Genomic DNA, 13,105 nt, shown 5'->3' with positions numbered 1-13,105 from the left:
CGCTAAAGAAAGGGAGACTATAGCGTATATAAAGTCTCTCGCGCGGTCACTACCATGGCATCATTCCTTTTGTTTGGAGAGGCTCATGTCCGCGATATTGATTACTGGTTGCTCGTCTGGCTTCGGCCTGGAGACCGCGAAACTGTTTTTTGAACGAGGATGGGATGTCATCGCGACAATGCGCACGCCCAAACCCGAGCTGCTACCGGTTTCCCAACGCATGCGTATTCTCGCGCTCGACGTCACCAATCCGGCAAGCATCGCGAACGCCGTGAAGGCTGCCGGTCCGATAGACGTATTGGTCAACAATGCCGGTTTCGGAGCGCCCTCACCAATCGAGCTGACTGCGCCGGAGACGGTGCAGTCGCTGTTCCAGACAAATACGATCGGCACATTGGCGATGATTCAGGCCGTATTGCCCCAGATGCGTCAACGTCGGGCCGGAGTCATCGTCAACGTCACCTCCACGGTGACGGTCAAGACTCTGCCTGTGATTGGGATCTACCGGGCGAGCAAGGCAGCGGTGAACGCCTTCACCGAGTCCTTATCGGTGGAGATGGAGCCATTTGGCGTGCGGGTGCATATTGTCCTGCCAGGCCGGTCGCCGGAAACTCGCTTCGGGGAGAATGCGCGTCCACATTTGCGTGGTCTGGACGATCCGGATTATGCGCCCTTGATCCAGCAATTCATAAAGAATGTACAGGACGACACCGGCCCTGTGACCTATGCTCCCGACGTAGCGAAGGCAGTGTGGCGGGCAGCCACCGATCCATCCGCCCCGCTGCGAATTCCGGGCGGCGCGGATGCTGAACTCTGGATGGCTGAGGCAGGTTTGTAACCGGAATCGGTGGCAGCCAAAAAGCTGCTGCCGTCCCGACTCGACCGTGCATTAGAGGGAACACGCAGCCATCGGCCCCGGGAGCGCGGACCGGCGGCTGCGTTCGGCCCTTTGCGCCGTTCTATAACGGCAGGCGCAGTTCGCCCATTGATATGCGGCGTATGAGATCGGTGAAAAGGTTGCATTCCGCAGCCATGACCCGTTGTTCCAGCGAAACTACGCTATCGTCGGGATGGATTTGAACAGTCGTTGTGACCACAGTTCTTCCGTGGTCATACTCTCCGTCTACGAGGTGGATTGTTGCGCCTGTTTCCGTCTCTCGATTGTCGAGCACGGCTTGGTGAACTCTTCGCCCGTACATCCCCAATCCACCGTATTTGGGTAGCAGCCCCGGATGAACATTCAATATTCGCCCCTCAAAAGCGGCTAGCGCAAGCGGGCCAAGTTTCTTGAGATAGCCAGATAAGACAACGATTTCAGCGCCATAAGCGATTAGCGTGTCGCGAAGCTGTTTGTCCGCATCAGCTTCCCTGTCCTTCGTTGGAATATGAAACGAGGGAATACCGTTGGCGTCAGCATAGACTAACGCCGAGGACGAAGCCCTATTGCTGATCAGCACAACGGCGACAGCGTTCATCGTGTTCGCTCGAATGGCCTCGTTGATCGTCCGAAATGAGGTTCCATTGTTGGATGCAAGGAACGCTATTGCGAGCTTATTCATAAGGGCCTCGTTAATCGATGCTATCGCGACGACCGAGACTCCCTTTAATGACAACTGACGAGAATTTTCAATGATTGCGACGACGCAATCCGAAGGCCGCGTCTTTCCACCTTGCAACCACCCGCCAAGCGCCTATTCTGCCGCACCCAGCAACCGAATTCAGGAAACAAAGCCAGCATGTCCGCCTTCTCGCGCTTCACGCCGCTGATCAGCGCCCTTCCCTCCACGGTTCCTTTCGTCGGCCCCGAGGCGCTGGAGCGTCAGCGCGGGCTGACGGTCAAAGCCCGTATCGGCGCCAATGAGAACGGCTTCGGGCCGGCGCCCTCCGTCATTGCGGCCATGCGCGAAAACGCCGGCGATATCTGGATGTATAACGATCCGGAAAATTTCGAGCTGAAGCAGGCGCTGGCGGCACATCTCGGCGTCCAGCCGGCCAATATCGCCGTCGGCGAAGGCATCGACAGTCTGCTCGGCCTGATCGCGCGCATGGTCATCGAGCCGGGTACACCCGTCGTTACCTCGCTCGGCGGCTATCCCACCTTCAATTTCCATGTTGCAGGGTTCGGCGGCCGCCTCGTCACCGTGCCCTATGTCGATGATCGCGAAGACCTCGATGGGCTGCTCGAAGCAGTGAAGCGCGAAAACGCGCCGCTCGTCTATTCCGCCAATCCCGACAATCCGATGGGCAGCTGGTGGAATGCCGACAAGATCGTCGCCTTTGCCCGTGAATTGCCTGACAATTGCCTGCTGGTCCTCGACGAAGCCTATAGCGAAACCGCGCCTGCCAGCTCGCTGCCCGATGTTTCCACGCTGATCGACTTGCCGAATGTCTTGCGCACCCGCACCTTTTCCAAGGCCTATGGGCTTGCCGGCGCCCGCGTCGGCTATGTCATCGGCACGCCCGAGACGGTGCTGACCTTCGACAAGATCCGCAACCATTTCGGCATGAACAGGCTTGCGACCGTGGCGGCGCTCGCCGCGCTGAAGGATCAGGCCTATCTTGCCGAAGTGGTCGGCAAGATCCGGGCCGCGCGCGAGGAGATCGGCACCATCGCCCGCGACAATGGCTTGCTGCCGCTCACCTCCGCCGCTAACTTCGTCGCCATCGATTGCGGCCGCGACGGCACCTATGCCCGCGCGATCGTCGACGGGCTGATCCAGCACGGCGTCTTCATCCGCATGCCGGGTGTCGCGCCTCTCAACCGCTGCATCCGCGTCAGCGTCGGCCCGAAGCAGGATCTCGATCTCTTGGCCGAGGCGTTGCCGAAAGTCCTGAAGGCGATCGGTTAAGCTCAAAACGACGAAACCGCGCCTGCCTTGTCCCGGCCGGTCGCGGTTTTCATCATTTCGGCTGGCGTCTCCGTCAGCCGCCGACATCCCCTCTTGAGAGGTCAGGAAGTCTTACTGCTAGCGGCCCGCTTCAATGCGTGGTCATCCATTCGCGAGCGGCGCGCAGCGCGGCTGCGAGCTGCATCTTGGTCAAAGTCGCGGCGACGTCGGCGCGAAGCTCGGCGGCGCGCTCGCTGCCACGGATGGCGGCGATATTCAACCATTTGTGGGCGGCAACGAGGTCTGCATTGCAGCCCCTGCCGGTCGCGTAGTTCACGCCCAGTTCGCAAAGGGCATCGGCGCTGTTACCACCCATCATGGCATTTCCAGACATCGGCGTTTCGAAGCGTGCCATTGCTATTATCCCTGTTTGACTTCTGTTCGTATCTGCCCTGTTTTCCGTCCGAACCTTGCCATCATCCGCGGCTTTCCGGTTCTTCCGGCCGGCGGGTTTGCCCCGCTCGTTTGATGGCTTCACTATCGCAGACGGCTTTCAAAAAACGCCTAAAATGCATGATTAATTCGATGCAAACAAAGTGCAAATGCTTGGTAAACTTGGGATTTTGTTAAACATCGCTTCCCTTGCAAATTAAGGATTTTCGCGTGAGTTTAACCATCTGTTAGGATTTGGATTTAAACCCTTCCTTCACCACAAAAAGAGCGCAGTTGAATTGGATGTCATGTTTCCAAGGCCTGGATGTCCGGCGCGACGGAGATTTGTGCGCCGAAAATCATATTTACCTTTACGTTCGCGTTAGATAATCTCGCCGCGTATCCGGCCATGGAGCCGGATGGCGACCGGGGAGAAATAAGAACATGATCCGTGCCACCATTCTTGCTGCCGCGATGCTGTTGAGCGCGAACGCGGCCTTTGCCGAAGAGCCGATCGTCGGCAACTGGAAGACCGTCGCTGGCGATACAGCCGCCATCGCGCCCTGCGGCGACAGCTACTGCGTGACGCTGAAGACAGGCAAATATGCCGGCAAGCAGATCGGCAAGATGCAGGGCAAGGGCAACAGTTACACGGGCGAATTGACCGACCCCTCCGAAGACAAGACCTATAGCGGGTCCGGCACGGTCAACGGCAACAAGATCAAGATGCAAGGCTGCGTGCTGAAGGTATTCTGCAAGTCGCAGACCTGGACAAAGCTTTAAGACGGCTCCTGCTTATTTCAGAAAGCGCTATTGCGCCTGCCCGCCCCAGTTGGAAGGCGGCTTTTATTTGCCTGCGGAAGATTCATTCGACCATTCGAATCCGGTAATATTTATGAACGCTGGATGAACCGGTATCTCAGCACCTGTTCAGCATGACCATGGCAAAACGGTGTCCAGTATAGGGCACGGGTAGGCCAAGGACATGGACTCGATCATCATCGCGCGGCGCTTCGTTGTTATCATGCTGTTTGCCGCCATCTTTGCATTCAGCTTCTCGGTTGCGGTCGAGCATGGCGGCCGCAGCGGCGCGCAGTCGCACTTCGGGGCAAGCTTCACCTGCGTGCAAACCGGCACTCCTTATTGCACGACGGTGCAATAAGGAACGCCTGCGCGCGATCCTCGCGCAGGCCCTTGGCCGGCTCTAAAAATAGCTGCGAGAAACCGAGCCGCCTGTTGCAACGTCGTTTGCTTGTAACCAACGACACTCTATAATGGCGCATGAGCAACAGAATCTCTCCCTTTTCACCCCTCGACATCTCCTCTCCCAGCCCGTTCCAGCCGCGGACCTTCGATGATTCGGGCAAGGCCGTGGAAGCGCTGACGGAGCTTTACGATCGCAACACCGCGTTCCTGATCGACAATTTCACCAAGCTTGCCAAGGGCGCGCCGATCACCGCGCGCTATCGCGCTTTCTATCCGCAGGTCAGCATCGAAACGACGAGCTTCGGCCATGTCGACTCGCGTCTTTCCTATGGCCACGTGACGGCGCCCGGCGTCTACACGACGACGATCACCCGCCCGCAGCTCTTCAAGCATTATCTCAAGGAACAGCTGGCGCTGCTGATGCGCAGCCACAATGTTCCGGTCGTCGTATCGGAATCGACGACGCCCATCCCGATCCATTTCGCCTTCGGTGAAGGCGCTCATGTGGAAGCAACCGCGAGCATTTTCGAAGACATTCCGCTACGCGACCTCTTCGACACACCGGACTTGAACACCACGGACGACGAAATCGCCAACGGCGAATATATCCCGCCGCCGGGCGAGCCCTCACCGCTTGCTCCCTTCACCGCGCAGCGCATCGATTATTCGCTGGCTCGCCTCGTTCACTACACGGCGACGAGTGCGGCGCATTTCCAGAATTTCGTGCTGTTCACGAACTACCAGTTCTATATCGACGAGTTCTGCAAATGGGCGCGGGAGCTTATGGCAAGCGGCGGCGACGGCTATACCGAGTTCGTCGAACCGGGCAACATCATCACGAAGGCTGGCTCCAGCCAGCCCGAAGGCGATGTGACCGCGCCGCGGCTGCCGCAGATGCCGGCCTACCATCTGAAGAAGAAGGGCCATGCAGGGATCACCATGATCAATATCGGCGTCGGCCCTTCCAACGCCAAGACAATCACCGACCACGTGGCCGTGCTGCGCCCGCATGCCTGGCTGATGCTCGGCCACTGCGCCGGCCTGCGCAACAGCCAGCGGCTCGGCGACTACGTGCTCGCCCATGCCTATATGCGCGAGGACCACGTTCTCGATGACGACCTGCCGGTCTGGGTGCCGATCCCGGCTCTCGCCGAAGTGCAGGTGGCGCTTGAGGCGGCCGTTGCCGAAATCACCGGCTATGAAGGCTTCGAGCTGAAGCGCATCATGCGCACGGGCACGGTCGGCACCATCGACAACCGCAACTGGGAGCTGCGCGATCAGGCAGGCCCGGTGAAGCGGCTGTCGCAGGCCCGCGCTGTCGCGCTCGATATGGAATCGGCCACGATCGCCGCCAACGGTTTCCGCTTCCGCGTTCCCTACGGTACGCTGCTCTGCGTTTCCGACAAGCCGCTGCATGGCGAATTGAAGCTGCCGGGCATGGCAACCGCCTTCTACCGCACGCAGGTCAATCAGCATTTGCAGATCGGCATCCGCGCCATCCAGAAGCTGGCCGCCATGCCGCCGGAAGCGCTGCATTCGCGCAAGCTGCGCAGCTTCTTCGAAACTGCATTTCAGTAAGCAACAGGGTTTCGCCCTATTGCCCATCTAAAGACAACGACTGCGCCTGGTAAGCGGCCGCGACTTGCGGCCGTTCGTCGTTTGGCGCTGCCCACAAATTCAGTCCAAGGATCATTACGGCAAAAATGGCAAATCCGATTGCCGTGCGAGCAATCACTTCGCCGGGATTTGACATTTGAAAGATCTCTTCGTCCGACAGGGTCTTCTTCTGCCAGTGGTAGATGAGAGCTGCTTCGAGGTTGTACATGTCCGTTTCTCCTTTTTGAGATGACGGAACTGGTCGACCAGGCCCCGGCTTTTTCGACAGCATCGAAAATTTTTGTCATGCTGTGGATCGGGATGTCGATTTGCTTGGCGGCCGCTCGTCTATGGCTGTCAGCAAATTGAAGAGGAGACGCTGCGATGAAATATCTCTGCCAGGTCTGGTTCGATGGCACGAGGCTCGACCTCATGACCAAGGATGAGAAGCACAAGCTCGATTCAGATTCGCTCGGCTATGACCGTGACCTGATGGCGAGCGGCAATATGATCCATGCCGAAGCGCTGCAATCGCCAAGATCTGCGGTGACGGTGCGGGTCCGCAATGGCGAGACGGCGGTCACCGACGGCCCTTTCATAGAAACCAAGGAATATCTTGGCGGCTTCATTCTGATCGAGGCCAAGGACCTGAACGATGCGATCCGGATTGCCGCCGGCATTCCGCTCGCCAAGCTGGGCGCGATTGAGGTACGGCCGATCTATAATTTCGGCCCGGATGCTTGAGGAGGCAACGATGAAATTTCTTTGCCAGGTATGGTTCGAGAGCGCGGAGATCGCCAAGCTTTCCGAGGAGGAAGGGCGCAAGCTGACCCAGGATTCGATCGATAGCGACAACCGGCTGCGCGAGAGCGGGCACCTCATCGTCGCCAATGCCCTACGCGAACCGGAGACCGCAAGGACGATTCGGGTACGCAGGGGCGAAACCGCCGTGACGGACGGCCCTTTCACTGAAATGAAAGAGCATCTCGGCGGCTTCGTTCTGATCGAGGCCCGGGACATGGAGGAGGCGACCGCGATCGCCGCCACCTTCCCCGTCGCCCGTTACGGCATGATCGAGGTCCGCGCCGCCTACGATATCCGCTTTCCGAACGAATAGAAGCGAGGGAAATATATGCGGTTTCTATGCCTGATCTACACAACAGTCGATGTCGACGGACGATTGACGCCGAACGAGATGAACCATCTGATCGCCGAGCATTTCGTCTTCGACGAGGGCTTGCGGCGGGACGGCACCATGATCGTTTCCGATGCGCTGGCGCTTCGAGACAAATCGATCGTCATCCGTCCGGACGGCGACACATTTTCGGTAACGGATGGGCCGTTCGTGGAGACGAAGGAGCATCTGGCCGGCTTCTACCTCATCGAAGCTCCCGATCTTGAGGAAGCAGTCGGGATCGCCAAGCGCATTCCCTCGGCGCGTTACGGCGCCGTCGAAATCCGCCCTGTGCGTATCTTGACGCTACAGGGAGACCTGGCGGAGACATCCTGACATCCATGTCGCTGAACCAAACCCTCGAAAGCATCTATCGCAGCCACTCGCGCCGCGTGCTGGCAACGTTGATCCGCCTGCTTGGCGATTTCGACCGGGCCGAGGAAGCGCTCCACGATGCCTTCGCGGCGGCGGCGCAGCAATGGACGGAAGAGACGATCCCAGCCAATCCCTATGCCTGGCTCGTTTCCGCCGGACGCTTTCGCGCCATCGACCATATCAGGCGGCGGGCGCGTTTTGACACCGCCCGCTCCGATATCGCCGAGAGCCTTTATCCGGAGGGAGAGGCGATGGAGATCGCCGAACATCAAGAGATCGAGGACGACATGCTGCGGCTGATCTTCACCTGCTGCCATCCGCTTATTCCTGCCGAGGCGCGGATGGCGATGGCGCTGCGGGAGGTGTGCGGGCTGACCACGGAAGAGATCGCCCATGCCTTTCTGATTCCGGCCCCGACAGTCGCCCAGCGCATCGTCCGCGCCAAGAACCGCATACGCACCGCCAACATTCCCTATGAGGTGCCTGACAAGACCGAACTGCCGGAGCGGCTGGCGCAGGTGCTGCATGTCATCTACCTCGTTTTCAACGAGGGCTACTCGGCCTCCTCCGGCTCTGCGATCGTGCGCGCCGATCTGGCCGCGGAGGCCATACGGCTCGGCAGGCTTTTGCTGCAGCTATTGCCGGATTCGGAAGTCGAGGGGCTACTGGCAATCATGCTGCTGCAGGATTCGCGGCGGCATGCGCGTACCGATACCTCCGGCGATCTCGTTCTGCTCGTCGATCAGGATCGTGCACTGTGGGATCATGGCCAGATACGCGAGGGCCTGCAGCTGTCGGCGCGAGCCATGTCAGCGGAGAGCGTCGGCAGCTATGCCCTGCAGGCCGCGATCGCGGCGGAACATGCGCGCGCCGTAACCGCCGACGACACCGACTGGCGGCAGTTGGTGACACTTTACGACCTGCTGCTGATCGCAAGCCCATCCCCTGTGATCGAGCTCAATCGGGCGGTGGCCATCTCCATGCGCGACGGGCCTGCGACGGCACTGTCCATCGTCGACGGGCTGTTGCGGGAGGAGCGTATGGCACGGTATCATCTCACCCATGCCGCGAAGGCGGATTTCCTGCGCCAGCTTGGCCGGACGGACGAGGCGCGGCAATCCTACCTAACAGCGCTATCGCTCTGTCAGCAGGCGCCGGAGCAGGCCTTCTTGCGCAGGCGATTGGCCGAGCTTGAAGATAAGACGACCCGGCATTAAAGCGCGTCGTGATCTTTCAGGGCGCAGTTGCGCGCTTGCGTGAGACCAGCAATCCGATCGCGGTTCCTGTTAGCGCCGATACCACGATCAGGAGGTGAGCATTGATGCTGGCCTGCGCGAGATTTTCGATTGCCTCTTTTGCACTCGAAGCACCAAAGGCCACGGCACCGGCGGTAATGCCGGCCGGATAGGTGCCCACACCTCCGGGTGCATGCACGGGCAGGACTGAGGATAGTTCGCCGCCGAGCGCGCCACCGAAGCTTGCCGAAAGCGGCGTGACGTTCATGAGGCCGAGTGCCCAGGCGAGCACCACGACCTTCACCAGCCAATTGACGATGGTCGTCAACCAGGCGCGGCCAAAGGCGCTGGCATCAACCGGCAGACCGCGCTCCAGCTCATGCACCAGCCCCTGCGCCTTCTTCGGCAGGACGCGGGCGGCAAGGCGGATTAGCGGTCGCCGGGAAGCGAAACCCGCGACCGGCAGCAGCAGGAAAGCCGCCCATACGATCCAGGCCAGGACATGATAGGGGGAAGCAAGCGCAAGGCCGACGCCGGCCGCGGCCAGCAGCGCATGCAGGTCGAGCAGCCGCATGACGAACAGCGCCGAGGTGCCGCGGGCCAGCGGGATACCGAATTCGGAGCGCATCAGCACCGGGAAGCTGGTTTCCCCCGTTCGGAACGGCATCATGATATTCAGCAGATTATGAACCTGCGTCACGCGAAACAGCGCCGCAAAACGGCCCGAAGTTTCCTTCGGGAAATAATCGTAGATGCGCCATGTGCGCAGGAAATAGGTGCTTGTCAGAAGCGCCAGCGCCAGAAGGATCGGCAGCGCGCCGACCTTGCTCCATTGCGCCAGGATCGAGCTCCAGCCCCAAAACCATTCGATGAAGGCAGCGTAGGCAAGGACGACCGCGAGCGTCAGCAGCGTCATTCGGTTGCGAATAAACCAATTCTGTCGGCTGGCAACCGTCGGAGTCTTCATGTAGTTAGGGCACCCAAATGCGAGCGGAAGGCTGAAACCGGACTTTTCGCTCGTTCCGTCCGGCAGGTACTGCCGGTCTTTTAGGAGAAAGAAGTGTTGCAGACAACGGCAGAGTCGACCCTCCCCCAGGCCGATCCGGTAAGCCCTCTCGAGCTTTCGCTGGTCGTGCCCGTCTTCAACGAGGAAGAAAGCGTCGGACCGCTGATCGAGCGCATCTGTTCCGCCATGGCAGGATTTCCCAAATCCTGGGAACTGATCCTGGTCGATGACGGCAGCACGGACGCGACGCTCGTCAATGCGCGCCGGTCGCTTTCGCAGGAAGGGCTGACGCTGCGCATCGTCGAGCTTCAGCGCAATTTCGGCCAGACGGCCGCCATGCAGGCCGGCATCGATGCAGCGAACGGCCGCCTCATCGCCACCATGGACGGCGACCTGCAGAACGATCCGAAGGACATTCCTTCCATGGTCGAGGAACTGGAGCGGCGGCAGCTCGACCTGCTCGTCGGCTGGCGCAAGAACCGCCAGGACGGCCTGCTGCTGCGCAAAATCCCCTCCTGGTGCGCCAACTACCTGATCGGCCGCATCACCGGCGTCAAGCTGCACGATTACGGCTGCAGCCTGAAGATCTATCGCTCCTCCATCATCAAGCAGGTGAAGCTGATGGGCGAAATGCATCGCTTCATCCCCGCCTGGGTCGCCGGCGTCGTACCAAGCTCGCGGATCGGCGAAGTTCCGGTTACCCACCATGCCCGCCAGCACGGCACCTCGAAATACGGGATCTCGCGCACCTTCCGCGTCATCCTCGATCTGCTCTCGGTGATGTTCTTCATGCGCTACAAGGCGCGGCCGGGGCATTTCTTCGGCTCGCTCGGCCTCGGCCTCGGCGCGCTTGCCGGCCTGATCCTGCTCTGGCTCTTCATCGACAAGTTCATCTTCGGCGATGATATCGGCAGCCGCCCGCTGCTGATGGTCGGTGTTGTGCTGCTGCTATCATCGGTGCAGATGATCACGACAGGCATCCTCGCTGAAATGATTGCCCGCATCTATTATCGCGATGACCTTTCGCCGAACTATATCGTGCGCAAGATCTTCGACCGAGATCATCAAGATGCCTAGGCATCCTTTGCCTGTGTATGGGTCTATCTGAAACAGGGACTGAGCCACGCGTGAGCCAGAAAGACGATATCGTAACCTTGGTGTCGGACACGGTGGATCTCCCGCCCTGGCAGACGACGAGCTCAACGCATCTGGTTCATGATCGCTGGCTGAAGGTTCGCGCCGACAACTGCGTGACGGCGGAGGGCGTGGAAATTGCGCCCTACTACGTATTGGAATATCCCGATTGGGTCGAGATCATCGCGCTCGATGCCGAGGATCACATCTATCTCGTCCAGCAGTATCGTCACGGGCTCGGCGTCGTGGCGCTCGAGCTCCCCGGCGGAGCGATGGATGCGAGCGATACAAGCCCGGTCAAGGCGGCCGCGCGCGAATTGAGAGAAGAAACAGGACTCTCCTCTACCGATTGGGACTATGTCGGCAAGCTCGCGCCCAATCCGGCGACACATACCAACCTCGCGCATATCGTCATCGCCCGCAATGTCGAGCTTACCACCAGGCCGGCGGACGACCCGACCGAGCGCATTCGCCTGATCCGCATGCCGATCCGGCAGGCGATCGAACTGGCACTGGAAGGCAAGATGATCCAGGTCATCCATGTTGCGGCACTGACCCTTGCCCTTCACCAGGCAGGCAAATGGGACGTGCCTGCGCCATCAGGCAAGCTCTAGTTAAGACTTCACTTCCGCCCAGACGGCATCGAGCGCGCCGCGCGCGATGCGCACCATGACATCCACTTCCTCGTGGCTGATGACGAGCGGGGGCGAAGCCAGCATGCGGTCGCCGGTGGCGCGCAGCACCAGGCCGTTCGCCAAAGCATGGTTGCGAACGGCGGAGCCGATTGCATCCGGCTTTTCGAAGCGGCGGCGGGTGGATTTGTCGGCGGCGAGCTGCAGGCCGCCCATGAGGCCAATGCTGACTGCCTCGCCGACCATGTCGTGATCGGCGAGGCTGCCCCAAGCCTTGGCGAAGTAAGGGCCGATATCGTCGCGCACGCGCTCGATCAGCTTTTCTTCTTCGATGATCCGCAGATTTTCGAGAGCGGCGGCAGCGCAAACCGGGTGGCCGGAATAGGTGAAGCCGTGATTGAATTCGCCGACTTCGTTGATCAGCACATCGGCGATACGGTCGCTGACCAGCACGCCGCCGATCGGCAGGTAGCCTGAAGACAGCCCCTTGGCGATCGGCGCGAGGGCAGGCTCGACACCGAAATGCTGATGGCCGAACCATGCGCCGAGACGACCGAAGCCGCAGATCACTTCATCGCAGACGAGCAGGATGTTCCTTGCCTTGCAGATGCGGGCAATCTCGGGCCAATAGGTCGACGGCGGGATGATGACACCGCCGGCACCCTGAACCGGCTCGGCGACAAAGGCTGCGACATTGTCCTCACCCAGCTCATCGATCTTGGCTTCTAGATCGCGTGCGACCTTGAGGCCGAATTCCTCCGGCGAGAGATCGCCGCCCTCGGCATACCAATAGGGCTGGCCGATATGAACGACGCCTGGGATCGGCAGATCGCCCTGCTCGTGCATGTATTTCATGCCGCCCATGCTGGCGCCAGCGACCGTCGAGCCGTGATAGCCGTTCTTGCGGGCAATGATGGTCTTCTTCGTCGGCTTGCCCACGGCAGCCCAATAGACCCTCGCCATGCGGAACCAGGTGTCATTGGCCTCGGAGCCGGAATTGGTGAAGAAGACATGGTTGAACTGCGGCCCGGCATGGGCGCAGACCTTTTCGGCAAGCAGCGTCGCGGGTGTCGTGGTGGTGCCGAAGAAGGTATTGTAATAGGGCAGCTCGTTCATCTGCCTGGCGACGGCATCGGCGATTTCGGTGCGGCCGTAGCCGATGTTCACGCACCAGAGACCGGCGAAGCCATCCAGATACTTCCGCCCTTCCGCATCGAAAATATAGACGCCCTCACCGCGCTGGATGACGCGGGCACCTTCGGCATTGAGCTTGCGCATATCCGCGAAGGGATGGAGGTGATGGGCGGCATCGAGGGCGGCGAGATTGGAGCGGGTGGATGTATCGGACATGGCTTATTCAAACCCTCTTTGAATTGGCGCCCACCAGGCAAGTCGGCCAACGCCGCGACGATGTGCCTGGCCCAAGGCACGAAACCGCTACGCAGCCACACTTGACTGAAAGCTATCTTGGTTTACGACCATGCCGT

The 13,105-nt window shown here is 60.1% G+C and carries 16 protein-coding genes; 11 read left to right on the top strand and 5 right to left on the bottom strand.

What is annotated here, in order from left to right:
* The first annotated feature begins 85 nt into the window (after positions 1-85).
* Positions 86-838: an SDR family oxidoreductase gene (locus I8E17_RS03775; RefSeq protein ID WP_069616121.1), complete on the top strand. Its 753-nt coding sequence runs from the start codon at positions 86-88 to the stop codon at positions 836-838.
* 121 nt (positions 839-959) lie between these two features.
* Here the strand turns inward: I8E17_RS03775 and I8E17_RS03770 are convergent, their stop codons facing one another.
* Positions 960-1,559, bottom strand: coding sequence for a phosphoribosylglycinamide formyltransferase (locus I8E17_RS03770; protein WP_069616315.1), 600 nt, complete (start codon positions 1,557-1,559; stop codon positions 960-962).
* 177 nt (positions 1,560-1,736) lie between these two features.
* Between I8E17_RS03770 and I8E17_RS03765 the strand changes: the two genes are divergently transcribed.
* Positions 1,737-2,849, top strand: coding sequence for a pyridoxal phosphate-dependent aminotransferase (locus I8E17_RS03765; protein WP_113366346.1), 1,113 nt, complete (start codon positions 1,737-1,739; stop codon positions 2,847-2,849).
* 130 nt (positions 2,850-2,979) lie between these two features.
* On the opposite strand, the gene I8E17_RS03760 is transcribed toward I8E17_RS03765, so the two are convergent.
* Entirely contained in the window at positions 2,980-3,243 is a 264-nt protein-coding gene (locus I8E17_RS03760) for a sel1 repeat family protein (protein ID WP_015339268.1), read from the bottom strand.
* Between the two features lie 461 nt (positions 3,244-3,704).
* On the opposite strand from I8E17_RS03760, the gene I8E17_RS03755 reads away from it, so the two are divergent.
* The 3 genes from I8E17_RS03755 (at position 3,705) to I8E17_RS03745 (ending at position 6,044) form a co-directional block, all read left to right on the top strand.
* Positions 3,705-4,043 carry a DUF2147 domain-containing protein gene (locus I8E17_RS03755; RefSeq protein ID WP_069616119.1) on the top strand — a complete coding sequence of 113 codons (339 nt, stop codon included), beginning with the start codon at positions 3,705-3,707 and terminating at the stop codon, positions 4,041-4,043.
* A gap of 202 nt (positions 4,044-4,245) precedes the next feature.
* On the top strand, positions 4,246-4,422 hold the full coding sequence (locus I8E17_RS03750; RefSeq protein ID WP_173002492.1) for a hypothetical protein: 177 nt from the start codon (positions 4,246-4,248) through the stop codon (positions 4,420-4,422).
* A 119-nt stretch (positions 4,423-4,541) separates the two neighbouring features.
* Positions 4,542-6,044, top strand: a complete 1,503-nt coding sequence (locus I8E17_RS03745; protein WP_069616118.1) for an AMP nucleosidase — start codon at positions 4,542-4,544, stop codon at positions 6,042-6,044.
* A 16-nt stretch (positions 6,045-6,060) separates the two neighbouring features.
* Here I8E17_RS03745 and I8E17_RS03740 read toward each other — a convergent pair whose 3' ends face one another.
* Positions 6,061-6,291, bottom strand: a complete 231-nt coding sequence (locus tag I8E17_RS03740) for a hypothetical protein (protein ID WP_069616117.1) — start codon at positions 6,289-6,291, stop codon at positions 6,061-6,063.
* A gap of 155 nt (positions 6,292-6,446) precedes the next feature.
* Here I8E17_RS03740 and I8E17_RS03735 point away from each other — a divergent pair, with 155 nt between their 5' ends.
* From I8E17_RS03735 to I8E17_RS03720, 4 genes are read left to right on the top strand one after another with little or no spacing between them, the layout of a single operon-like run.
* Positions 6,447-6,806 (top strand): YciI family protein, encoded by a 360-nt coding sequence (locus I8E17_RS03735; protein WP_069616116.1) that lies wholly within the window; start codon positions 6,447-6,449, stop codon positions 6,804-6,806.
* 10 nt (positions 6,807-6,816) lie between these two features.
* A complete protein-coding gene (locus tag I8E17_RS03730) occupies positions 6,817-7,179 on the top strand; it encodes a YciI family protein (protein WP_112724392.1) in 363 nt (120 codons plus the stop codon).
* Between the two features lie 15 nt (positions 7,180-7,194).
* Positions 7,195-7,572, top strand: coding sequence for a YciI family protein (locus I8E17_RS03725; RefSeq protein ID WP_069616115.1), 378 nt, complete (start codon positions 7,195-7,197; stop codon positions 7,570-7,572).
* Between the two features lie 11 nt (positions 7,573-7,583).
* On the top strand, positions 7,584-8,828 hold the full coding sequence (locus I8E17_RS03720; RefSeq protein WP_162750894.1) for an RNA polymerase sigma factor: 1,245 nt from the start codon (positions 7,584-7,586) through the stop codon (positions 8,826-8,828).
* 16 nt (positions 8,829-8,844) lie between these two features.
* On the opposite strand, the gene I8E17_RS03715 is transcribed toward I8E17_RS03720, so the two are convergent.
* A complete protein-coding gene (locus I8E17_RS03715) occupies positions 8,845-9,813 on the bottom strand; it encodes a lysylphosphatidylglycerol synthase domain-containing protein (protein ID WP_069616113.1) in 969 nt (322 codons plus the stop codon).
* A gap of 96 nt (positions 9,814-9,909) precedes the next feature.
* Here I8E17_RS03715 and I8E17_RS03710 point away from each other — a divergent pair, with 96 nt between their 5' ends.
* Positions 9,910-10,929, top strand: coding sequence for a glycosyltransferase family 2 protein (locus tag I8E17_RS03710; RefSeq protein WP_069616313.1), 1,020 nt, complete (start codon positions 9,910-9,912; stop codon positions 10,927-10,929).
* Between the two features lie 50 nt (positions 10,930-10,979).
* Positions 10,980-11,600 carry an NUDIX hydrolase gene (locus I8E17_RS03705; RefSeq protein WP_229002073.1) on the top strand — a complete coding sequence of 207 codons (621 nt, stop codon included), beginning with the start codon at positions 10,980-10,982 and terminating at the stop codon, positions 11,598-11,600.
* Here I8E17_RS03705 and I8E17_RS03700 read toward each other — a convergent pair whose 3' ends face one another.
* Positions 11,601-12,968, bottom strand: a complete 1,368-nt coding sequence (locus I8E17_RS03700; protein ID WP_069616112.1) for an aspartate aminotransferase family protein — start codon at positions 12,966-12,968, stop codon at positions 11,601-11,603.
* Between the last annotated feature and the right edge of the window lie 137 nt (positions 12,969-13,105).

Source organism: Rhizobium sp. AB2/73 (assembly GCF_020871915.1).
Classification (GTDB): domain Bacteria; phylum Pseudomonadota; class Alphaproteobacteria; order Rhizobiales; family Rhizobiaceae; genus Rhizobium; species Rhizobium dioscoreae.
Note: the sequence above shows the minus strand (reverse complement) of the source record. Positions and strands in the feature narration are given on the sequence as shown.

What these genes read in the sequence shown, in the direction of transcription:
- I8E17_RS03775 (WP_069616121.1), top strand. Translation starts at nt 86, where the DNA reads ATGTCCGCGATATTGATTACTGGTTGCTCGTCTGGCTTCGGCCTGGAG.
- I8E17_RS03770 (WP_069616315.1), bottom strand. Translation starts at nt 1,559, where the DNA reads ATGAATAAGCTCGCAATAGCGTTCCTTGCATCCAACAATGGAACCTCA.
- I8E17_RS03765 (WP_113366346.1), top strand. Translation starts at nt 1,737, where the DNA reads ATGTCCGCCTTCTCGCGCTTCACGCCGCTGATCAGCGCCCTTCCCTCC.
- I8E17_RS03760 (WP_015339268.1), bottom strand. Translation starts at nt 3,243, where the DNA reads ATGGCACGCTTCGAAACGCCGATGTCTGGAAATGCCATGATGGGTGGT.
- I8E17_RS03755 (WP_069616119.1), top strand. Translation starts at nt 3,705, where the DNA reads ATGATCCGTGCCACCATTCTTGCTGCCGCGATGCTGTTGAGCGCGAAC.
- I8E17_RS03750 (WP_173002492.1), top strand. Translation starts at nt 4,246, where the DNA reads ATGGACTCGATCATCATCGCGCGGCGCTTCGTTGTTATCATGCTGTTT.
- I8E17_RS03745 (WP_069616118.1), top strand. Translation starts at nt 4,542, where the DNA reads ATGAGCAACAGAATCTCTCCCTTTTCACCCCTCGACATCTCCTCTCCC.
- I8E17_RS03740 (WP_069616117.1), bottom strand. Translation starts at nt 6,291, where the DNA reads ATGTACAACCTCGAAGCAGCTCTCATCTACCACTGGCAGAAGAAGACC.
- I8E17_RS03735 (WP_069616116.1), top strand. Translation starts at nt 6,447, where the DNA reads ATGAAATATCTCTGCCAGGTCTGGTTCGATGGCACGAGGCTCGACCTC.
- I8E17_RS03730 (WP_112724392.1), top strand. Translation starts at nt 6,817, where the DNA reads ATGAAATTTCTTTGCCAGGTATGGTTCGAGAGCGCGGAGATCGCCAAG.
- I8E17_RS03725 (WP_069616115.1), top strand. Translation starts at nt 7,195, where the DNA reads ATGCGGTTTCTATGCCTGATCTACACAACAGTCGATGTCGACGGACGA.
- I8E17_RS03715 (WP_069616113.1), bottom strand. Translation starts at nt 9,813, where the DNA reads ATGAAGACTCCGACGGTTGCCAGCCGACAGAATTGGTTTATTCGCAAC.
- I8E17_RS03700 (WP_069616112.1), bottom strand. Translation starts at nt 12,968, where the DNA reads ATGTCCGATACATCCACCCGCTCCAATCTCGCCGCCCTCGATGCCGCC.